Here is a 19,087-nt window from a genome sequence, read left to right on the forward strand (position 1 = left end):
TCAACGAAATCAACAAGATTGGTTGACGTCCGGCCCCCTTCGGGGCCACGTCTAGGCTCCAAAATGGGACTTCTTACCCGGCTGGGCTCGCAAGAGATACCGATCACGGTTATGTAACGCGCTGTTTTCTTCCTTGACGCACGAAAACCGAGGAGACAGACTCCCGTCATGCCGAGCCGGTCGACGCCGCCGCACTGGTGTCGGGAAGGAAGGGGGGGCGGGCACGATGATTTCTCCGCCCCTCGTCCTGCCACCGTTTCGGCGTCATGGGGACGGCACGCACCGCATCGGGTTCGATGGAATCGGACCAGACCGGCCGGCCCCTGACCGACTACACCTCTGGAGGCGCGCGTGATGAGCCCGTCCAAGATCCGTTTCTCGGAACTTGTCGGTGAGCAGACCCGGGCAGAGATCTTCGCGACTGTCCTCACCGCGGGTCCCATCTCGCGTACCCAGCTCGCCCAGCGCCTGGGCCTGGTGCCCTCGAGCGTGACCCGGATGCTCCCCCCGCTCCTGGAGCACGACTACCTGCGCGAATCGGACGCTGCCCCTCAGGGGCGGGGCCGGCCGCAGAAGATGCTCCACGTCAATCCGGACAAACACGTTGTCGTCGGCACGAAGATCGGTCCCGCGCAGGTTTCCGGAGTGGTCACCGACATGGCAGCCAACGTCCTGGCCCGCGCCGAGGAACCGATCGCCGACTGCACGCCCGAGACTGCCCTGTCCGCCGCTGCAGCCCTGACCAGCAGGCTCCTTTCCGAGGCGCCCGAAGCGGCGGACAGGGTGCTGGGGCTGGGCGTCGGGGTCAGCGGTCACGTCGACTCGGGCGCCGGCATCTGCCGCTACTCGGCCCTGCTCGACTGGGACAAGGTCGACGTGGCCGGCCCGCTGCGGGAAGCGACCGGTCTGCCGGTCGTCGTGAACAACGACGTCAACACCCTGGTCGTCGCGGAACGCTGGTTCGGGCAGGGACGCGACGTCGACTCGTTCGCCGTCGTCACGGTCGGCCCCGGCATCGGCTGCGGCCTCCTGCTTGACGGAACTCTGTTTTCCGGTGCCACCGGCCTCGCCGGAGAACTCGGCCATCTGCCCCTCGATCCCGCGGGCCCGATGTGCAGCTGCGGCCGCCGCGGCTGCCTGGAAGCTCTCGCCAGTGACCGGGCGGTCCTGCGCCACCTGCAGGACGCCGGTGTCCCCTGCTCCACGATCTCCGAAGCCATCGACCTCGCCCGCTCATCCGGCGGGTCCGCCCAGTCGGTCGCCCGCTCCGCGTTCGCCGAAGCAGGAGCCGCCCTGGGGCGGGGACTGGCCGGCATGTGCAACCTGCTGAACCTGCAAAAGATCATCATCGCCGGAGAAGGGGCGGTCGCCCACGACCTCTTCGGTCCAGCGGCATCACAGGCGCTGGAAGCCCACGCCTTTTCCACCGCTGCCCGCGACTGCGACGTCCACGTCGACCCCGTCCGCCACGACCTGTGGGCCAGAGGCGCGGCCTGCCTCGTCATCCGTGACGCGGTGGGTGCGGCCATCTCCTGACCCGTCGCCGGCCGTCACCAAGGCCCCTGCCCCTCCCTGCCATCACTTTACGTAGCCGATCACACACGATGAGGTTTGACGTGCCCGAAAACGTAGCCAGCCCCGCCGATTCCTGGTGGAGCAAGGCGGTCGTCTACCAGATCTATCCGCGCTCCTTCGCCGACTCGAACGCGGACGGCATCGGAGATCTGCAGGGGATCACCGAGCGCCTGGACTACCTCTCCGAGCTCGGTGCGAACGTGCTGTGGCTCTCCCCGGTCTACCCCTCACCGCACGACGACAACGGCTACGACATCAGCGACTACCAGGACATCGACCCGCTCTTCGGCACGCTCGCCGACTTCGACCGGCTGCTGGCCTCCGTGCACGAGCGCGGCATGAAGCTGGTGATGGACCTGGTCGTCAACCACACCAGCGACGAGCACCCCTGGTTCACCGCCTCCCGCGACGGCGGCCCAGGCGGGCCGAAGCGCGACTGGTACATCTGGCGCCCCGCCCGCGAGGGCCAGGAACCGGGCACGCCCGGCGCCGAGCCCAACAACTGGGGCTCCTTCTTCTCCGGCCCCGCCTGGACCTACGACGTCGCCAGCGGCGAGTACTACCTGCATCTGTTCTCCCGCAAGCAGCCCGACCTGAACTGGGACAACCCCGAAGTCCGCCAGGCCGTCTACGCGATGATGCGCTGGTGGCTGGAGCGCGGGGTGGACGGCTTCCGCATGGACGTCATCAATCTGATCTCCAAGGACCCGGCCCTGCCCGACGGCATCGTCGCCGAAGGCGCCCGCCACGGCGACGGCAGCCCGCACTACGTGTGCGGGCCCCGGATCCACGACTACCTCGCCGAGATGCACCGCGAGGTCTTCGCCCACCACCCGCGGCGCCTGCTGACCGTCGGCGAGATGCCCGGCGTCACCGTCGAGGAGGCCAAACTCTTCACCGACCCCGCCCGCCGCGAACTCGACATGGTCTTCCAGTTCGAGCACGTCGGTCTCGACCAGGGCCCCGGCGGAAAGTTCGACGTCCGGCCCCTGAAACTGACCGATCTCAAGGCCAGCCTGGGCCGCTGGCAGACCGGCCTGGGCCGGACCGGCTGGAACAGCCTGTACTGGAACAACCACGACCAGCCGCGCGTGGTCTCCCGCTTCGGCGACGACTCACCGTTCCACCGCGACCGCTCGGCGAAGCTGCTGGCCACCGTCCTGCACCTGCACCGCGGCACACCGTACGTCTACCAGGGCGAGGAACTCGCCATGGCCAACGCGCCCTTCGCCGTCATCGACGACTTCAGGGACATCGAGTCCCTCAACCACCACCGCGATCAGATAGCCCTCGGCGCCGACGAGCAGCGGGTCCTCGACGGGCTGCGGCACCGCAGCCGGGACAACGCCCGCACCCCCATGCAGTGGGACGCCACCGAGCACGCCGGCTTCACCGCCGGCACCCCGTGGATCGCGGTCAACCCCGACCACACCGAGGTCAACGCCAAAGCGCAGCAGGCCGACCCCGACTCGGTCTTCCACTATTACCGGCGCCTGATCGCACTGCGGCACACCGAGCCCGCCCTCACCCACGGCGACTTCCACATGGTCCACCCCGGCCACGAACAGCTCTACGCCTTCACCCGCCACGACGCGGACCGGGGCACCGAACTCCTCGTCCTGGCCAACTTCAGCGGCACCGACCTCACCGTCGACCTGCCCGACGGCTGGGAGCACAGCGAGACCCTGATCGCCAACGTTCCCGCCACCGGAATCCTCACGACGCCGCACACCCTGCAGCCGTGGGAAGCCCGCGTCCACCGCCGCCGCACCACCAGCTGAGCCGCCCGCCCTGTCGCAACGACGCACACCAAGGAACAGCCATGAACCTCCCGCGCACCCGCTCCGTCCTTCGCAGAAGGCCGCTCCTCCTCGCGGTCACCGCCCTGGCCCTGCTGGCACCGCTGACCGCCTGCGGCGGCTCCGACACCACCGAGGGCGACGGCAAGACCCTCCGCCTGTGGCACTACGAGCAGGAGGACGGGGCCCTGAGCAAGGCATGGGACGCGGCCATCGCCGACTTCAAGAAGACCCACCCTGACGTCAAGGTCGTCTTCGAGCGCAAGACGTTCGAGCAGATCCAGCAGAACGCCGGCATGATCCTCAACTCCGACAAGGCGCCCGACGTCATGGAGTACAACAAGGGCAACGCCACCACCGGACAGCTCGCCAAGCAGGGCCTGCTCACCGACCTCACCCCTATGGTGAAGGAACACGGCTGGGACAGGAAGATCAGCGACAGTGCCTCCGTCACCGCCCGCTACAACGACAGGGGGGAGATGGGCGGCGACACGTGGTACGGCATACCCAACTACGGTGAGTTCGTCCTCACCTACTACAACGACGACCTGTTCAAGAAGTACAACGTCGACAAGCCCACGGACTTCAAGAGCTTCGAGGCCGCGCTCGCCAAGTTCAAGGCCGCCGGCATCACCCCGCTCGCCAACGCCGGCAACGACCACCCCGCCGGCCACTGGCTCTACCTGCTCGCCCTGTCCAAGGCGAACAACACCTGGGTCGACAACTACCAGCGCTACCTGGGCAAGGTCGACTTCCACGGCCCTGAGACGACCTACGCCGTCGACAAGTACCAGGAGTGGCTCGACAAGGGCTACTTCGACAAGAAGGACGTCGGCCTCAAGGGCAGCGACATGGTCGAGCAGTTCGTCTCGAACAAGCGGCCCATCATGGTCGGCGGCAACTGGTGGTTCGGCAGCCTGACCACCGACATCAAGAACTTCCAGTGGTCCACGGCTCCTTATCCGGGCAGCGAGAGGACCCTCGGCTCGGGCGGCAACAACTGGGTCATCCCCACCAAGGCCAAGAACAAGAAGCTCGCCGAGGACTTCATCGACATCACCATGTCCGACAAGATCCAGAAGCTGATCGGTGAGGAGGGCAACGTCCCGCTCGCCGCCAAGCCGGCCGACATCACCAACCCCAAGTCCCGCCAGCTCACCGAAGCCTTCGCGGAGATCCAGGAGAACGACGGCCTGGCCTTCTACCCCGATTGGCCGGTGGCCGGCTACTACGACACCTGGGTCGCCGCCACACAGAACCTCATGAACGGCGGCAAGGCCCACTCCGTCCTCGACGAGCTGGCAGCCCCCTACGAGAAGTACGTCGCGACCAGGCCCTGACCCGCCTGCGTCGGCCGCCGCCGCCGCAACGCACCGCCGGCCGGAAACCACGCGTTCCGGGGATGGCTGCCCCGCCCCTGCCGGGGCAGCCATCCCGCCCAACCAGGAGCAACAGTGAAAACCACACGTCACCCGCGGTCCACGGGCTATGCCGTCTTCCTCACGCCGGGCCTGCTGCTGAGTCTGCTCTTCCTCGTCGTCCCGCTGGTGATGACCTTCTACTACAGCCTGACGGCGTGGCAGGGCATCGGGGACCCCACCTTCATCGGCCTGGACAACTACACACGCCTTTTCCAGGACGCCGACTTCTGGGCCTCCTTCCGCAACATCGCCTTCGTCATCATCGGCATCGCCGTCGTGCCCACCCTGCTCGGCCTGTTCCTGGCCGCGCTGTTGTTCGACTACATCGGTAGGAAGCACGGTGACGGCATCGTCGGCATCTTCCGCTCCGGCCTCTACCTGCCCCAGGTCATCCCCGTCGCCGTCACCGGCCTGATGTGGGGATGGATCCTCGCCCCCGAAGGCGCCGTGAACAGCATCCTCGACACCATCGGCCTAGGCTCCCTCGCCGAGAACTGGCTCGGCGACCCCGACCTCGCCCTCTGGGTCGTCCTCGGCGTTCTCGTCTGGATGCAGCTCGGTTACCCGCTCGTCCTCTTCATGTCCGGGCTGCAGCGCATCGACCCCGAACTCTACGAGGCCGCCTCACTCGACGGCGCCTCCTGGTGGCAGCGCTTCACCCGCATCACCGTGCCCATCCTGCGGCCCGAGGTCTACGTCGTACTCGTCACCACCACCATCGCCGGCCTGAAGGTCTTCGCCCAGATCTTCGTCCTCACCGGCGGCGGCCCCGGAAACTCCACCCTGGTCCCCGCCTACTTCGCCTACCAGAACTTCTTCGAACGCGCCGACGTCGGTTACGGATCCGCGATCTCCAGCACCATCACCCTGCTCGTGCTGATCATCGCCGGAACGATGCTCACCCGCCAGGCCCGCGAGGACGGATGACCATGACCACCGACACCACCACACCCGTCGCGTCCCGCACCCCGAAGACGAAGACCCCCGGGCCCGCCGCACCCGGACGCCAGCGCAAAAACAGGGGACCCGGCAAGCGCAGTGCCGGCTCCTACGCCGTCGTGGCCGCGGTCACCGTCTTCGTCCTGGCCTTCCTCGCCCCGTTCGCGATCATCCTGCTCAACTCCTTCAAGACCAGCGCCGACTATCGGACCAACGGTTCACTGTCCTGGCCCGAGCGCTGGAACTGGGACGTCATCGGCGACGTCTGGGAACGCGTCGACTTCACCCAGAAACTGGTCAACAGCATCCAGATCAGCCTCGGCGTCGTCCTCATCGCCGTCGTCCTCGCCCTCTTCAACGCCTACGCCATCGGCATCGGCCGCGTCCGCTGGCGCACCGCCTTCCTCGTCTTCTTCCTCGGCGTCAACGTTCTGCCGCAGGAAGGACTCGTCTACCCCATCTACTACCTGTTCAAGGAGATGGGCCTGTACGACGGCAAACTCGGCTACACGATCCTCGTCGGCATCACCTACAGCGCCTTCGGCACCTACCTGCTCTCCTCCGTCTTCAGCAGCTTCCCCCGCGAACTCATCGAAGCCGCCTCCCTCGACGGCGCCGGCCGCTGGACCATCCTGTGGCGCATCATCCTGCCCATGAGCTGGCCCACCCTCTCGGTGATGTGCGTGTTCTTCTTCGTCTGGAGCTGGAACGAGTTCCTGTACCCCCTCGTCCTGCTCATCTCCAACGACAACCAGACCGTCCCCCTCGGCCTGTCCGTCATGCAGGGCCAGTACACCAGCGACCCCACCGCCCTCAGTGCCGCCGCCCTCCTCGGTGTCATCCCCATGATCGTCTTCTTCCTCGTCTTCCAGCGCTCCCTCACCCGCGGCGTCACCGCCGGCGCCGTCAAGTAGTCCGCCCACCGAGGATCAGGACCCGAGCCACCCCGGATCCGGCTCGCACCTGCCCCGCCGCCGGATCCGGGGTCCATCTCTGCCTGGTCGCCCATCGGGGTGCGGACGGACATCACGGGTTGCTGAACAGGCCTCCGGTGACTGCGATCTCGGCGACGCGCACCCCTCCCGCGATGTCCATCGCCTCGATGCAGCGGGTGAGTGCGTCGAGTTGCACGGTCCTGCCATTCGACGAACGAGCAACAGTCAGTATGTGCAGGTTCACTGAGCTTCTTCGTTGTGGCCACCGATCCGGTGACGGTCCGTGAAGCGAAACGAGCGAGGCCCCGGGCTGTTGATCGAGATGTCTGACGCCACCATGACGCTGATTCGGCGTCTTGCGGACTCCCCAACCGGAACGGGCCACTTCCCCCGTTCCGGTTGGGGAGTTCTCGTGTGTCAGGCGGCTGTTCGCCCCGATGGCGCTAACGTCGTGGGCGGCTCCGGTGTCTTTGAGCGGTGACACCGCTCGGCCGGCCCGGGCCTGCTCCTCCGTACGTGTTCCGCACCCAGAACCGACGACGCAAGGGGAATCGTTTCCATGACCGTCACAGCAGCACGCCGCACCATGTCACCGCGTCGCTCCGCCGCCCGCACGGCGGCCGTGGCGGCCCTGTCCGCAGCCGTGGTCCTCGGCGGCGGTCTCACGGCTCAGGCCGCCGCACCCGCCCGCACGACGGGCGCGGCCGTGGAGCCCACGCCGACCGGTGCGCTCGCCACCCAGTGCTACTACAGGGTCAACGCCAGCGGCGGTCTGCTGATCCGCAGCGGTCCCGGCACCGGCTACTCGGTCGTCGGGTCCTACGCCAACGGCTCCACGATCCTCGCGTCGGCGTCCACCACCAACGGCTTCCGCAAGGTGGGCACCAACCGCTGGGTCTCCTCGGCGTACACCGTCCGCATCACCAGCTATCCCTGCGAGTGACAGGCACCCGCGCCGAGGACACCGTTTCCCACCCCTTCAACGGGCCGCCGGCCGCTGGGAGACTATGCCAGTCCGCTTGCGGGGCTGCAGCGTGAGCTTCGGCCCCAGGTCGTCGATGATGCGGTCGGCGGCCGCCTGCGACACCCCGAAAAATGGGGCGAGCTGGGGCATCGTCAAGTTGGTCCGCCAGTACGCCGCGACCAACAGCGCACGGTCTTCCAGGGACAGGCTCGACGGCCGCTCCCTGCGCCAGCCACACCTGATCATCCCATTCCGGCTGATCCCTCCCGCCTGACGAAGGCAAGGATGTCGGGGACCGCTTCGCGCAGGCTCGGGAAGTGACGGTGCACGCCGGCCACTGCGGCAGCGGTGTTGACGCCCCACACCGTCATGCCGGCCCGCAGCCCTGCTTCGACTCCGGAGGGGGCGTCCTCGATGACCAGGCAGTTCTCGGGCCGGGCACCGAGCTGCTCGGCAGCCAACAGGTAGGGCACGGGCGAGGGTTTGCCTTCTTCCACCGCGGCGGCGTCCACGATGACGTGCGGGACCGGCAGGCCCGTCCGAGCAAATCGCCCGCGCACCCGGTGCTCGTAGTTGGAGGTCACGAGCGCCCACGCCCCCGACGGCAGCGTGCCCAGCAGCTGCGGCGCGCCGTCGAAGGCCGCATAGACGCCGGACCGGACGTCCTCGTCCTCCAGTTCGTGCAGCGCAGCCAGGCACTCCCTTGGATCCCGGTCCGGAGCCACGTGGGCGAAGGTCTCCATCGGCCGCGTCCGCAAGGCCACCCGATAGACCTCAGTCGAGTCCAGTCCGTAGCGCACCGCCCAACTCGCCCAGACCCGGCGCTGGTTGTCAACGGCGTCGATCAACGTGCCGTCGACGTCGAAGAGGACGCACTTCCTGGGGCCGGGTTGCACACGCTCACTGGTCACGCCGTGATCATGCCAGGACGGCCTGAAGATCATTTACGGGACGGCCCTGAGAACTCCTGACGAAATGCGCTCGAAACGGTGCGCGGCATGTGTCCAGAACCCCGTGAGTGCCGACAGAGCCACTTGATGAATCGACCGTGGGTGCGCCAGCGTTGGCGTGCCGGTCCGGGAGCTCGGATTCAGCTCGCGGTCGAGTCCTTGGTCAGCGCGTCCATGAAGAGGTCGACGAGCGCACGGGCTTGCTCCTTGGTTCCGTGCTGCACGGAATAGGCGATGCCACCCATGAGGAGGAGGACATCGTCCGGGGGGACGTCCGTTCGCAGGCTTCCGTCTCGGGTGCCGGCCGCGAGGAGGGTGGCAACAGCGTCGGTAAGGAGTGCGCGGCTGTCGGAGTACGGATCGATACCGGAGGCGATGACAGCGTTGAGGGCTTCGGACATCCCGCTCTTGGCCGTGGCGTAGTGGATGAAGTGTTTCATCCACATCCGGGTGGCCTCGGCGGCCGGGTACTGGGCGAGAAGGTCGTTCGCCTTCTCGCACACCTGGGTGAGCTGGCGCCGGTAAGCGGCGTCGATGAGAACTTCCCGAGTCGGGAAGTGCCGGTAGAGCGTGCCGACACCGACGCCCGCCTGCTTGGCGATGGCGGCAGGCGAGGTGTCCAGCCCCTGCTCGGCGAAGGCCTGCGCGGCGACCTCGAGCAAGCGCTCCCGGTTCTGCAGCGCGTCACTCCTGGTGCGGCGGGGCGTGGCGGGCATGCGGGTTCCTTCGGTGCCTTCACGAGCTTTGACGGGTCAGGAGAGGGTGGGCAGCGGCATGCCGGGCAGGCTTTGGTCCTCCGGGACCACGCCGTCGACCAGGTAGGCGTCGACGACCTCGTCCACGGCCGGGTTGCCGTACCCGTAGATGCCGTGGTCACCCTCGCCGGTGACGGTCAGCAGCCGGGAGTTCTCGAACCCGGCGTGTGCCTTCCGGGCGCCCTCGATGGGCGCGGCCGGGTCGTTCGCCGACTGGACCATCACCACCGGTGGCACACCCTTGCCGTCCAGCGTGGGCAGCGGACGGGGCCGGCCCTCCCAGAAGATGCAGTTCTGGATGAACATCCAGTTCCCGCCGGCCAGCAGCTTGCCCTGGTCGAGGAACTCCTGCGACCTGCGGATCACCGATTCCCGGTCACCGGGCGTGGGGCTGTCGTTGCACCTGACGGCGGTCAGCACGGCGAGCAGGGCGTCATTCGGGGCCGGCTCGGCCGGTGCGTCGGTGATCGCCGCCCTGGCCTGCGCCTTGGCCTGGTCCGGCGCGTCGTTCCCGGTCAGCGTCCTGAGCTGGACCAGGAAGTCGGCCAGGCCGGGGAAGGCCTGCTTGCTCTTGAGCAGACCGAGGAAACGGCTGTCCAGATCCACCGGGCCGATTTTCGTGCCGTCGACCTCGACCGGATTGCGCGTCAGCGCGTACCGGACCTCCTCGAAGGTCTGCCGGACCTGCTCGCCGGTGGCACCGAGCCCGTACCGGTCGCCGTGGGCCGCGGCCCACGGCAGGAAGTCCTGCCGCCAGCGACGTTCGTAACCCATGGGCTGCAGGTCGAACGACGCCGCCCAGGTCGAAGTGAAGTCGACCGACGAGTCCAGCACGAACCGGCCGACACGGTCGGGGAACCGCTGGGCATAGTGCGCGCCGAGCCAGGTGCCCGCCGAGTAGCCGATCCAGTTGATCTTCTCCCGGCCGAGCAGGACCCGCAGCAGGTCCAGGTCCTTGGTGTTGTGGAAGGTGTCGACGAACCTGCCGAGTTCACCGGAGGCCTGCTCGCAGGTCTTCGTGGTCAGCTCCACCGTGTCCAAGAGCAGGTCCAGATTGCGCGGGTCGCGGTCGCGCGGGTCGTGGGCCTCCCATTGGCCCGCTCCGTCGCACGAGATGTTCGTGCTCCTGCCGGTGCCGCGGGTGTCGATGCCGATGATCTCCTGGTGCTCACGCAGCTTGGCCTGCCCGCTCAGCGAGGCGGGGAACGAGCGGCCCGGCCCACCGGGCCCGCCCGGGTTGGTCAGCACGGACGCCGTCGTCTCACCGGTGGACTTCAGCCTGCTGATCGCGATCGTCACGTCCTGCCGGTCGTCCGGTCGCTCCCAGTCGCGCGGGGTCGCGAACGTCGCGGACTCGAGGATCTTCGCCGTCTCGGGCTTGTCCGGCACATCCTCGGCGGTGCACTGGCGCCAGCCCAGGTCCTGTTCGGCGTAGCGTGCCGGGATGCCGGTGGTGTTCAACGTGCCGGGGTTCGCCAGCGCGGGGGTCATTCCCGCGAGCAGGCCACCCGCGACCGCGGGGATCACCACGGCGAGCCGCAATCTCCTGTGCATATACCGCCTCTTTTTCAAAAGGGCCCGATCGGGCTACGTCAACAGGAGCAGTTGAAACCATGCCCCCGGGGCATGCTCAAGGAACTCAGTAGAGATTCCGCTCATCGTCCGCCTTGATCCCGGCGCGGATCACCCGCTCGTTGGCCGACGGACGAGCGCGTCGAGCAGGGCGTCCGTCGACATCTTGGCGTCGCCACGGATCCGGGCAGTCGTCGATGATGACCTGATCGCAGTGACGCTCGGCGCGCACACCAATGTCAGTTGACGGGGTCGTACTTGGTGACGCGGTAGACGTAGGGGAGCTGCACCGCCCCATCATCCAGCACCATCCGATTCGGGGCAGCGCGCCAGGACCTCCTTCAGGCCGACGTGGTCTTCCTCGGGCACGGTCACGGGGTGCCGGGAGATCCAGCCGGTCACCTGTCGCACCGCCCATGCCGTAGGGGACAGGAGCTTGCTCGACTGTCAGCTCGCTGTGCAGTCGAGTGACGCTGGTGCATCCCTCCGTGAATCGCCGTTCCAAGTAGGGCTGGTAGGGGTCCAGTCTGCTGGGTCGGGGCTGGTTCTCGCGGATGCTGTCCTGCCAGCGGGCGGCGCTCGCGTATCGGAGCACGGTGTTGAGGCCCCAGCCCAGGTGCCGCAAAACGCTGTTGCTTTCGGTGGCCGCCGAAGCGTCCGAGAACCTGGATGGACGGTCGTTTCGTCTCCCTGATCGTGAAAGGGATGGCAGACCTCGACGAGGCAGAACTCGTGCGTCGCGTCGCCGGTGGTGACCGGGCAGCGTTCGACGAGTTGTATCGGCGTACTTCGCCCTGGTTGGCCGTGCGGCTCCGCCGCCGCTGCGCCGACGACGACGTCGTCGCCGACGTGCTCCAGGAGACCTACCTGGCGGTCTGGCGTGCGGCCGCCAGCTATGCGGGCTCCGTTACCGAGGGCAGCGCGGTCGGCTGGCTCTGGACGATCGCCGCGAACCGTCTCGTCGACGCGTTTCGCCGACGTGCCCGGCAGGAGCGGGTGCCGACGGTTGCCCTGCTCGACACGACCGCACCGGCCGCCGAGGACGAGGTGATGGCGAACCGCGTCGACCAGAACTTCGAGCAGGCGCTGCTGCGGCTGCCACCGGAGTTGCGGCAGGTGCTGCAGGCGATGGTGCTCGACGACCTGTCGGTCCGTCAGACGGCGGTGCTGCTCGGTGTGCCGGAGGGCACGGTGAAAACCCGCGCGCGGCGGGCTCGGATGGCGTTGCGGAAGGCGCTCTCATGACTCATCCCACCACCACGATTTTGGCCCGCTACGCGGACGGCGGGCACGGACTCGACGACGCCGCGCTCTGGTCGATCGAGGTCCATCTCGACGCATGCGCCCACTGCCGTGAGTCACTGGCCGCCAAGGCCACCCCTGCCACGACGGATCTGCTCGACCGTGTCGCCGTCTCGCTCGGCCAGGCGATCGAAGCGAGCCCGTCGCCGACCCGGCATTCCACACCAGCAGCGGCCGTGCACCGACGCTGGCTCGCGTGGACGCTGCTGCCCTGGCTCGCGGTGACCGTCGCGGTGCTGGGCTGTGGCGTACTCCTGGACTCCGCCGAGCCGAGCCTGCCGTCGCTCGTGCTGCTGCTGGCCCCGGTGGCTCCGCTGCCCGGCGTCGCGGTGGCCTGGAGCCGGCGGATCGACCCCGCCTGGGAACTGATCGCCACTACACCGGCAGCCGGCCTGGCCATGGTGCTGCGGCGGACGCTCGCGGTGCTCGTCGTCGTGCTTCCGGCATTGCTGGTGGCGGGTGTGAGCACCGGAACCTCGCTGGCGCTCACCCTGCTGCCGTGCCTGGCGTTCACGGGGGCCACCCTCGTGCTCGGCGCCCTCATCGGCGTACGGCGCGCGGCGATCGGACTCGCGGTGGTCTGGTCCGCGGCAGTCCTGCTGCCGAGTGTGGCGGCCCAGTCCCTGTCCCCGGTACTGCGGCCGGGCAGCACCGCCGACTGGGTGGTGGCCACCGTGGCCCTCGCCGCGATCACACCGCTCGCCGCCACGCACTTCCGCCGCTTGACCAGTGGCGACTGACCCCCCCCATCAACAGGATCAACAGGAGTGACCCATGCGAGCGGTGCGCGCTGCCGAAACGGCTCCCACCCTTCATCCCTGGCTCGTCCACGCAGAAGAACTGCGAGTTCGGGCCGGCCGGCACCTGGCCGTCGACGGACTCGACCTGACGCTGACCTCTGGTGTGCACGGTGTGCTAGGCCCGAACGGCGCCGGCAAGACCACGCTGATGCGCGCGCTGTCCACCGTCGTCAAGCCCGCCAGCGGCTCATTGACACTGCTCGGCGCGCAGGTGGACGGCCGTGCCGACCTGCGCGAGGTGCGTCGCAAACTGGGGTATCTGCCGCAACAGTTCGGCTTTTACCCGCGGTTCACTGTCCGCGAGTTCGTCGCGTACATGGCCTGGCTCAAGGAAATGCCCAAGACCGCGATGCCCGACGCCGTACAACGCGCGATCGATCGGGTGGGTCTCACCACCAAAGCCGACGCCAAGATGAAGAAGCTGTCGGGCGGCATGCTGCGCCGGGCCGGCATCGCCCAGGCCATCGTGAACGACCCCGAACTGCTACTGCTCGACGAGCCCACCGTGGGACTCGACCCCGAACAACGTCTTGACTTCCGCGACCTGCTGCGTGACCTCGGCGCCGACAGTTGTGTCCTGGTCTCCACCCACCTCGTCGAGGACGTCGTCGCCGCCTGCACCGACGTCATCCTCATGAACGAAGGCCGACTCCTCTTCCAGGGCACCCCCGACGACCTGATCGCCCGCGGTGGGCAGGGCGACGCGGGCGACAGCCCGGCGGAGCGCGGCTACTCCGCACTCCTGCGCCAGCACCGGAGCAACGCATGAACCGCATCCTCAGCATCGAGCTCCGGCGCTCGGCAGCCCTCGGCGCCGCGCTCCTGATCGCAGTCGCCGGCACGATCGTCCTCCACGCCACCGCGGGGCGATGGTCCACGGGGTGGATGGCGCTGGCCATGACGCAGCGCGAATACCTCGCGGTTCTCTCGCCCCTTGCGATGGCCGCCGGCGCCTGGCAGTCCTATCGCGAGCACCGGGCGAACGTGGCCGAACTGTTCGCAGCCGTGCCCCGCCTGAGACCGCATCGCATGGTGCCGATCCTGGCCACGACGGCCCTTGCGGTGGTCGTCGCCTACCTGGTCGCGCTCCTCGCGGCGGCACCACGGATCGCCGACACGGCGCGCTACCTGCCGCCGGCCGCGTTCTTCGTCGTGGCCGTCGGGCTGGTCGCGATGATCGCCTCGGTCTGGCTCGGGTTGGCCGTCGGACGCCTGGTGCCGGCGCTCGCCACCGCACCCGCGCTGGCCCTGATCGGCTTCGCGCTACTGATCCTCGCGCCCCACGCCCTTCCGGACGGCGGATTCACGGCGGCGTTCTCCCCGGCCATGGGGATGAGCATGTTCAGCGACTACGACACCGTCGACGGCGGAGTCAGCGCCGCCCAGGCACTCTGGACGGCCGCGGTTGCGGTGGCCGGCGTCGTGCTCCTCACCGTCCGAAACCCTAAGTTCGCGTTCGCCGCGCTGCTGCCGCTGGCCATCGGGGCCACGGCCACGGCCCTGGTGGTGCCGACCGACGACGCCTACGACCAAGGGACGCTCGATCCGGTCGCCCAAGAACTGGTGTGCACCGACGACACCCCACGGGTCTGCGTCAGCCGGGCGCACGAAGGGTTGCTGCCCGAGGTAGCCCCCAAGGCCCGGCACGCATTGGAACTCCTGACGAAAACATCAATCGTCGAGGCACATGAGGACACCTCCACGTTCTCTCCTCCTACGTCACCGAGGTCGCGGGCCGACACCGCGCTGATGAGTGTCACGGTCGACAAGCACGGTCACCTCGCCCACCCAGGACGGCTCGAACCGACGATGCTCACCGGAGTGTTCACCAGCCCTCTCAGCTGCGGAGACAACCAGAACTTCACAGTCGCCACCGCTGCGGCCTACTGGCTGCTCGACCGGGAGCCGACCGCCGGTCCCGATGGCCTCGAATTCGATGACCCGGACGCCGTCGAGCTCTGGAAGGGACTGCAGGCACTGCCGCGAGCCGAGGCCGAAGCCCGGGTTATCGCCGTCTATCAGGCCGCCCAGAGGTGCCAGGACACCACCGACCTCCTGAGCGGAGGCGCCCGATGACAGGACTGACGCTCTACGTCCGCTCGCGCCAGGTGCCTGCGGCGCTCGGCGCGGCCGGCGCGGGCACTGCCATCGTGTGGCTGCTGGCGACGGCCTTCAGCGTCAAGAGCGAGGTGAGCAGCACCGTACTCGCCCTGACGGTCATGCTCCTGGTAGCCGTCGCCACCACCACGCTCGGAGGCCCCGACGACGCCCTGGACCGCACGGCGGCGAGGCCGTGGGGGTGGCTGCGGATGTCCCACCTGGCCGCGGCCCTGGGATGCGTCCTCATGCTGCTGCTGGCCACACTACTCACCGGCACGCGGTTCGGGCCGTTCGGATGTGTCGTCCGCGACGCGGCCGGCCTGCTGGGCCTGACCGCCCTGGGGATGGCCACGGTCGGCACCGCTCGCTCGTGGTTCCTGCCTCTCGGGTGGACGCTCGGCGCGACGGCGTTCCCGGGCACGGGCACCGCGGGGGAGGCGCTGACCTGGCAGACACAGGCCTCCGACAGCCGACCCGCGGTGGTAGTAGCAGCGGTACTCACCGTCGCCGGAACCGCCGCCTACGTCTGCCGAGGCCCACGTACTACGGCCGGAGATCTGTGACGGCGCTCGTGTGGTGTCGTTGACCGGGCATGATGCGCGGCGTGACGGCTGAGCAGATACCCGAGTAGGGTGCTGAACTACCGTCGTTGAGCGGTATGTCGGGGTTCCCGTTCGGCTGGACGCTGTCGGAGCGTGCCGGACATGTGACCGCGGACCGCAATCACGTCATCACGCATGGGGGCGAAGCGGATGCCTCACTCGTCATCGATGACACCCAGGCTCAGAAGAAGGACACCAAGTCAGTAGGCGTGGCTTTCCAGCACTGTGGCCTGACCTGCGATGTCCGCAGCTGCCAGACCATGGTGATGCTCACCAAGCCGGAGAAGGCGAGGCCGGTGACGACGGCGACGATCGTGGTGGGCGGTTGGCGCGGCTGGTGGAGGCGGCGTTCGCGGCGTCGGTCATGAGGCAGTGGACTCCGTCCACTACGTCGGGCGAGGCAATAGGAACCATCCCGGTACAGCCGACGCAGACCAATGAGCGAGGGCCTGGCGCCCCGGCTTACTCCCGGGCGTCGTTGCTTTCGCTCTCCATGGTGTCGTCCTCGGCAAGCAGTGCGAGGACAACTCCAAGTCTGCCAGGCCGGGGTGGGCCCTGTGCTGTTGGCGGACATCAGGCACCATCCGCTCCGCCAGCCGCTGCCGCAATTCGTCGGAAGCGTCCTCTTCGAGCGCCGCGAAGTGCGCTTCGAGATCCCCGCGAGGTTCCGCGACGCGGCCTCCTCATGCTCAACCCGGGCGGCCCCGGCGGGTCCGGGCTCGCGCTGTCCGCGCTGCTGGTCGCCCAGGGCCTGCCCGCAGCGTCACCGACCGCTACGACCTGATCGGCATGGACACGCGCGGGATCGGCCACTCCGGCCGGTTCAGCTGTGGATTCACGCTGGACAGCCCCTACTACTCCAACATCCCTCCCTACGCGGTCGACGACGCCGCGGTCACCGCGAAGGCGAAGATCGCCGAGCAAGTGGCCGAGCAGTGCGCGGCCAATGACCACGATCGCCGGCTCCGGCACCTCACCACCGCGAACACCGCCCGCGACCTGGACCGGATCCGGGCCGCTCTCGGCGAGGAGAAGACCAGCGCTACCTGGGCTACTCCTACGGCACGGCACGGCACTCGGGGCCGCCTACGCGTCGATGTTCCCTGAGCGCGCCGACCGGATCGTGCTCGACAGCAGCATCGGACACACCCACCTCGACAGGGACGGTACGCGCCGCTACGCGCTCGGCATGGAACAGACCCTGCCGGACTTCGCGAAGTGGGCCGCGCGTCGGCACGACAGCTACGGCCTGGGCCGCACGGCCGCACAGGTCCGGGCGTCCTACCTCGCCATCGCCGATGCACTCGACAAGGCTCCGGTCGCGGGGACCGATGGCAGTCGGTTCCGGCTCCTGACGTTCGGTCACCTGTTCAAGCAGGCGCAGTACGCCCAGCCGGCACAGATCTGGCAGGCACTGCTCGAGGGCGACAGCGGGCACGGCGTCTACGTATTGGGCGACAACTCCTGCGCGTTGAACGCCACCACGCGCTACCTCGTCGAAGGCGACATGCCCGCGAAGGACACGTCAGGCCGTGCGGGCTGACCTTTCGACGCCGGAGCTGCTGGGCGTGCAGGTCGGCGAAAGCTCGCGGAGTTCGGGTTGTGGTGGGCAGGCGCTTGTCGGACGTCTGCCACGGACCAGCAGCCCCGGGTGATCGCCCTGTGCCAGCTCAGCCGAGTCCCCGACGGCCATGCGGGCCCGTGAGGTTCGGCTCCGGACCGCAGGCGTCGCCTCTGGTGACCGGGGAATCTTCGTGGCGGTCACCGGGGGTCGCCCGCATCGGACAGCAGCTCGTGGAGACGCCGCATCACGTCGACCTGGGCCGGATTGTAGAGATCGGTAATGGCTTTGCCGATGGTGCGAGCGGTGTGCTGTCGGCCGCGCGGGGCGTCCGAGGCGAGGTCGTTCAGCCCGGGATGCCTGGCCTGGAGACCTCGGACGTAAGGCACGAGACGCTCGGCGAGGCACTGGCGCGTCGACTCGTCCGCATCGGCCGGAAGCTCGTCGAGCTCGCGTGCCACCGGCTGCGGCTCCTCGTGGAGCAGGTCGGCGTAGGCGTCCGTCCCGCTGGGGCCGAGAACCGTATCGAGGACGGTGACGAAAGAGCGGTCGGGGTCAGGGAACTCTGCCGTGTCGTCCAGGGAGGCGAAGCGGAGGGGAAGGTCGCTCGCGGTTGTTCTGCGCATGAGGGCGCCGATCTCGGCGCGGGCCTGCTGCAGTCGTTCGATGGTGGCGGCCAGCTCCTCGTCGAGGGCCCGCAGATCACGCGGGTCCGGGCCAGTGGCTGGGCCGTCACGCATCTCCGCGATCTGGGAAAGGGAGAACCCCAGAGCGGTGAGGCGCTTGATGCGGAGGAGTCGGACGAGGTGGCTGACGCCGTACTGCTTGTATCCGTTGGAGCGACGCTCCGGCTCATCAAGCAGGCCGACGTCGTGGTAATGCCGTACGGCCCTGAGACTGGTGCCGGCCAGTTCTGCCATCTCCCGGGTGCTCCACGTCATGATCGATGTCTCCCTCGTCGTCCGTGCCATGTCACTGCGGTCGCCGTCCTGCCCTCCGTGGCCGCAACGTGCCCATCGAGCGGGTCGCCACCGAAACTCCCCGCTCAACACACCCTGGTGCCCCTCTCACCCAGTTCTCGTGCCTCTGCCCGTCAGGGGGACCGGTGCGGACGGGTGGCTGGTCCGGTCCCTCGCCGAGTCGGCCCGGCAAGTGGTGCGGGACCGGTGGAGAGAACGTGGTCGACGGCCGCGTTGAGGGTCTCGGTTTCGGCGATGAGTACGGATTCGCGGGCGGGCAGGGCCCGTTCGACCGAGAGTCCGTTGAGGACGGTGAGAAGGAACCTGACGTTGCGGGTGTGGTCTCCCGGGGGCAGTGCGCCTTCCTCGGCGAGCACGGTCAGCCAGTGTTCGATGCGCCGCTCCGCCTCCCGCTCATGGGCGAGGTATGCGACGCGTACCTGTTCCGTCGGCTCGGGTTCGATGAAGGCCCGGTAGATCGTGCCCCAGGCGGTACGCGCGTTTTCGTTGGTGCCAAGCGGTGCGAGAACCTGCCGCAGGCAGTTCAGCAGCCGTTCGCGGGGCTGCAGTGACTGGTCCCGGATCGGGTCGCCGGGCAGGAGGTGTTCGTAGATCCGCGCGAGCAGGCTGTCCTGCAGGGCGCGTTGGGTGGGGAAGTGGAACCGCAGCGAGCCGGTGCTCACCCCCGCACGCGCGGCGACCGCTCGCACGCTCAGCTTCGCCGTCATGTCCTCGGCGATCATCTCCGCAGCGGCCTGGAGGATCTTCTCACGTGTGTCCATGCTCCGCTTTCCTTCGCTTCTCCCAACCTCCTCACTGTACTAGCACGCCGTACTAGTACAGCGTGCTAGCG

General features: G+C 68.3%; 19 protein-coding genes and 1 pseudogene. 14 read left to right on the plus strand and 6 right to left on the minus strand.

Features of this window, described 5'->3' with window-relative positions:
- Positions 1–354: 354 nt before the first annotated feature.
- The 6 genes from ACZ6EG_RS12695 (at position 355) to ACZ6EG_RS12720 (ending at position 7,612) form a co-directional block, all read left to right on the plus strand.
- Positions 355–1,536 carry an ROK family transcriptional regulator gene (locus tag ACZ6EG_RS12695; protein WP_391968439.1) on the plus strand — a complete coding sequence of 394 codons (1,182 nt, stop codon included), beginning with the start codon at positions 355–357 and terminating at the stop codon, positions 1,534–1,536.
- A gap of 80 nt (positions 1,537–1,616) precedes the next feature.
- Positions 1,617–3,356 (plus strand): alpha-glucosidase, encoded by a 1,740-nt coding sequence (locus ACZ6EG_RS12700; protein WP_391968438.1) that lies wholly within the window; start codon positions 1,617–1,619, stop codon positions 3,354–3,356.
- A 41-nt stretch (positions 3,357–3,397) separates the two neighbouring features.
- Positions 3,398–4,714, plus strand: coding sequence for an ABC transporter substrate-binding protein (locus ACZ6EG_RS12705; RefSeq protein WP_469604062.1), 1,317 nt, complete (start codon positions 3,398–3,400; stop codon positions 4,712–4,714).
- A 114-nt stretch (positions 4,715–4,828) separates the two neighbouring features.
- Positions 4,829–5,722: a carbohydrate ABC transporter permease gene (locus ACZ6EG_RS12710; RefSeq protein WP_391968436.1), complete on the plus strand. Its 894-nt coding sequence runs from the start codon at positions 4,829–4,831 to the stop codon at positions 5,720–5,722.
- Positions 5,723–5,724: 2 nt separating this feature from the next.
- Positions 5,725–6,648 carry a carbohydrate ABC transporter permease gene (locus tag ACZ6EG_RS12715; RefSeq protein ID WP_391968435.1) on the plus strand — a complete coding sequence of 308 codons (924 nt, stop codon included), beginning with the start codon at positions 5,725–5,727 and terminating at the stop codon, positions 6,646–6,648.
- Between the two features lie 580 nt (positions 6,649–7,228).
- Positions 7,229–7,612, plus strand: a complete 384-nt coding sequence (locus ACZ6EG_RS12720; protein WP_469604066.1) for an SH3 domain-containing protein — start codon at positions 7,229–7,231, stop codon at positions 7,610–7,612.
- 72 nt (positions 7,613–7,684) lie between these two features.
- Here the strand turns inward: ACZ6EG_RS12720 and ACZ6EG_RS12725 are convergent.
- The 4 genes and pseudogenes from ACZ6EG_RS12725 to ACZ6EG_RS12740 form a co-directional block, all read right to left on the minus strand.
- Positions 7,685–7,861, minus strand: a pseudogene (locus tag ACZ6EG_RS12725) (helix-turn-helix domain-containing protein); the annotation flags it as partial.
- Between the two features lie 14 nt (positions 7,862–7,875).
- Positions 7,876–8,544: an HAD family hydrolase gene (locus ACZ6EG_RS12730; protein ID WP_469604069.1), complete on the minus strand. Its 669-nt coding sequence runs from the start codon at positions 8,542–8,544 to the stop codon at positions 7,876–7,878.
- A gap of 179 nt (positions 8,545–8,723) precedes the next feature.
- Entirely contained in the window at positions 8,724–9,299 is a 576-nt protein-coding gene (locus ACZ6EG_RS12735; RefSeq protein ID WP_391968432.1) for a TetR/AcrR family transcriptional regulator, read from the minus strand.
- Positions 9,300–9,335: 36 nt separating this feature from the next.
- Entirely contained in the window at positions 9,336–10,892 is a 1,557-nt protein-coding gene (locus ACZ6EG_RS12740; RefSeq protein ID WP_469604072.1) for an alpha/beta hydrolase, read from the minus strand.
- Between the two features lie 723 nt (positions 10,893–11,615).
- Here ACZ6EG_RS12740 and ACZ6EG_RS12745 point away from each other — a divergent pair.
- The 8 genes from ACZ6EG_RS12745 to ACZ6EG_RS12780 all read left to right on the plus strand — a co-directional run bounded on the left by ACZ6EG_RS12745 (position 11,616) and on the right by ACZ6EG_RS12780 (position 17,257).
- Positions 11,616–12,155 carry an RNA polymerase sigma factor gene (locus tag ACZ6EG_RS12745; protein ID WP_391968429.1) on the plus strand — a complete coding sequence of 180 codons (540 nt, stop codon included), beginning with the start codon at positions 11,616–11,618 and terminating at the stop codon, positions 12,153–12,155.
- The gene (locus ACZ6EG_RS12750) at positions 12,152–12,952 is read left to right on the plus strand and encodes a hypothetical protein (protein ID WP_391968428.1); all 801 of its coding nucleotides are present in this window, start codon (positions 12,152–12,154) and stop codon (positions 12,950–12,952) included. Before ACZ6EG_RS12745 ends, ACZ6EG_RS12750 begins: the two co-directional genes overlap by 4 nt.
- Positions 12,953–12,986: 34 nt before the next feature.
- Complete coding sequence (locus tag ACZ6EG_RS12755; protein ID WP_391968427.1) at positions 12,987–13,781, plus strand: ABC transporter ATP-binding protein; 795 nt, start codon at positions 12,987–12,989, stop codon at positions 13,779–13,781.
- Positions 13,778–15,088 carry a hypothetical protein gene (locus ACZ6EG_RS12760; RefSeq protein WP_469604077.1) on the plus strand — a complete coding sequence of 437 codons (1,311 nt, stop codon included), beginning with the start codon at positions 13,778–13,780 and terminating at the stop codon, positions 15,086–15,088. Before ACZ6EG_RS12755 ends, ACZ6EG_RS12760 begins: the two co-directional genes overlap by 4 nt.
- Complete coding sequence (locus tag ACZ6EG_RS12765; RefSeq protein ID WP_469604080.1) at positions 15,085–15,675, plus strand: hypothetical protein; 591 nt, start codon at positions 15,085–15,087, stop codon at positions 15,673–15,675. The genes ACZ6EG_RS12760 and ACZ6EG_RS12765 overlap by 4 nt, the downstream gene beginning before the upstream one ends.
- Positions 15,676–15,770: 95 nt before the next feature.
- The gene (locus ACZ6EG_RS12770; RefSeq protein WP_469604335.1) at positions 15,771–16,082 is read left to right on the plus strand and encodes a transposase; all 312 of its coding nucleotides are present in this window, start codon (positions 15,771–15,773) and stop codon (positions 16,080–16,082) included.
- A gap of 421 nt (positions 16,083–16,503) precedes the next feature.
- The gene (locus tag ACZ6EG_RS12775) at positions 16,504–16,821 is read left to right on the plus strand and encodes a hypothetical protein (protein WP_469604083.1); all 318 of its coding nucleotides are present in this window, start codon (positions 16,504–16,506) and stop codon (positions 16,819–16,821) included.
- A complete protein-coding gene (locus ACZ6EG_RS12780; RefSeq protein WP_469604085.1) occupies positions 16,811–17,257 on the plus strand; it encodes an alpha/beta hydrolase in 447 nt (148 codons plus the stop codon). Before ACZ6EG_RS12775 ends, ACZ6EG_RS12780 begins: the two co-directional genes overlap by 11 nt.
- 218 nt (positions 17,258–17,475) lie before the next feature.
- Here ACZ6EG_RS12780 and ACZ6EG_RS12785 read toward each other — a convergent pair whose 3' ends face one another.
- Both ACZ6EG_RS12785 and ACZ6EG_RS12790 read right to left on the minus strand, forming a co-directional pair.
- Positions 17,476–18,216, minus strand: a complete 741-nt coding sequence (locus ACZ6EG_RS12785; protein ID WP_391968423.1) for a MerR family transcriptional regulator — start codon at positions 18,214–18,216, stop codon at positions 17,476–17,478.
- Between the two features lie 152 nt (positions 18,217–18,368).
- Positions 18,369–19,016: a TetR/AcrR family transcriptional regulator gene (locus ACZ6EG_RS12790; RefSeq protein WP_391968422.1), complete on the minus strand. Its 648-nt coding sequence runs from the start codon at positions 19,014–19,016 to the stop codon at positions 18,369–18,371.
- Positions 19,017–19,087 lie beyond the last annotated feature (71 nt).

It is taken from the genome of Streptomyces sp. NPDC041968, from assembly GCF_055589025.1.

What these genes read in the sequence shown, in the direction of transcription:
- ACZ6EG_RS12735 (WP_391968432.1), bottom strand. Translation starts at nt 9,299, where the DNA reads ATGCCCGCCACGCCCCGCCGCACCAGGAGTGACGCGCTGCAGAACCGG.
- ACZ6EG_RS12750 (WP_391968428.1), top strand. Translation starts at nt 12,152, where the DNA reads ATGACTCATCCCACCACCACGATTTTGGCCCGCTACGCGGACGGCGGG.
- ACZ6EG_RS12720 (WP_469604066.1), top strand. Translation starts at nt 7,229, where the DNA reads ATGACCGTCACAGCAGCACGCCGCACCATGTCACCGCGTCGCTCCGCC.
- ACZ6EG_RS12695 (WP_391968439.1), top strand. Translation starts at nt 355, where the DNA reads ATGAGCCCGTCCAAGATCCGTTTCTCGGAACTTGTCGGTGAGCAGACC.
- ACZ6EG_RS12790 (WP_391968422.1), bottom strand. Translation starts at nt 19,016, where the DNA reads ATGGACACACGTGAGAAGATCCTCCAGGCCGCTGCGGAGATGATCGCC.
- ACZ6EG_RS12745 (WP_391968429.1), top strand. Translation starts at nt 11,616, where the DNA reads ATGGCAGACCTCGACGAGGCAGAACTCGTGCGTCGCGTCGCCGGTGGT.
- ACZ6EG_RS12765 (WP_469604080.1), top strand. Translation starts at nt 15,085, where the DNA reads ATGACAGGACTGACGCTCTACGTCCGCTCGCGCCAGGTGCCTGCGGCG.
- ACZ6EG_RS12780 (WP_469604085.1), top strand. Translation starts at nt 16,811, where the DNA reads ATGTTCCCTGAGCGCGCCGACCGGATCGTGCTCGACAGCAGCATCGGA.
- ACZ6EG_RS12770 (WP_469604335.1), top strand. Translation starts at nt 15,771, where the DNA reads ATGTCGGGGTTCCCGTTCGGCTGGACGCTGTCGGAGCGTGCCGGACAT.
- ACZ6EG_RS12775 (WP_469604083.1), top strand. Translation starts at nt 16,504, where the DNA reads ATGGACACGCGCGGGATCGGCCACTCCGGCCGGTTCAGCTGTGGATTC.
- ACZ6EG_RS12760 (WP_469604077.1), top strand. Translation starts at nt 13,778, where the DNA reads ATGAACCGCATCCTCAGCATCGAGCTCCGGCGCTCGGCAGCCCTCGGC.
- ACZ6EG_RS12715 (WP_391968435.1), top strand. Translation starts at nt 5,725, where the DNA reads ATGACCACCGACACCACCACACCCGTCGCGTCCCGCACCCCGAAGACG.
- ACZ6EG_RS12755 (WP_391968427.1), top strand. Translation starts at nt 12,987, where the DNA reads ATGCGAGCGGTGCGCGCTGCCGAAACGGCTCCCACCCTTCATCCCTGG.
- ACZ6EG_RS12785 (WP_391968423.1), bottom strand. Translation starts at nt 18,216, where the DNA reads ATGACGTGGAGCACCCGGGAGATGGCAGAACTGGCCGGCACCAGTCTC.
- ACZ6EG_RS12705 (WP_469604062.1), top strand. Translation starts at nt 3,398, where the DNA reads ATGAACCTCCCGCGCACCCGCTCCGTCCTTCGCAGAAGGCCGCTCCTC.
- ACZ6EG_RS12740 (WP_469604072.1), bottom strand. Translation starts at nt 10,892, where the DNA reads ATGCACAGGAGATTGCGGCTCGCCGTGGTGATCCCCGCGGTCGCGGGT.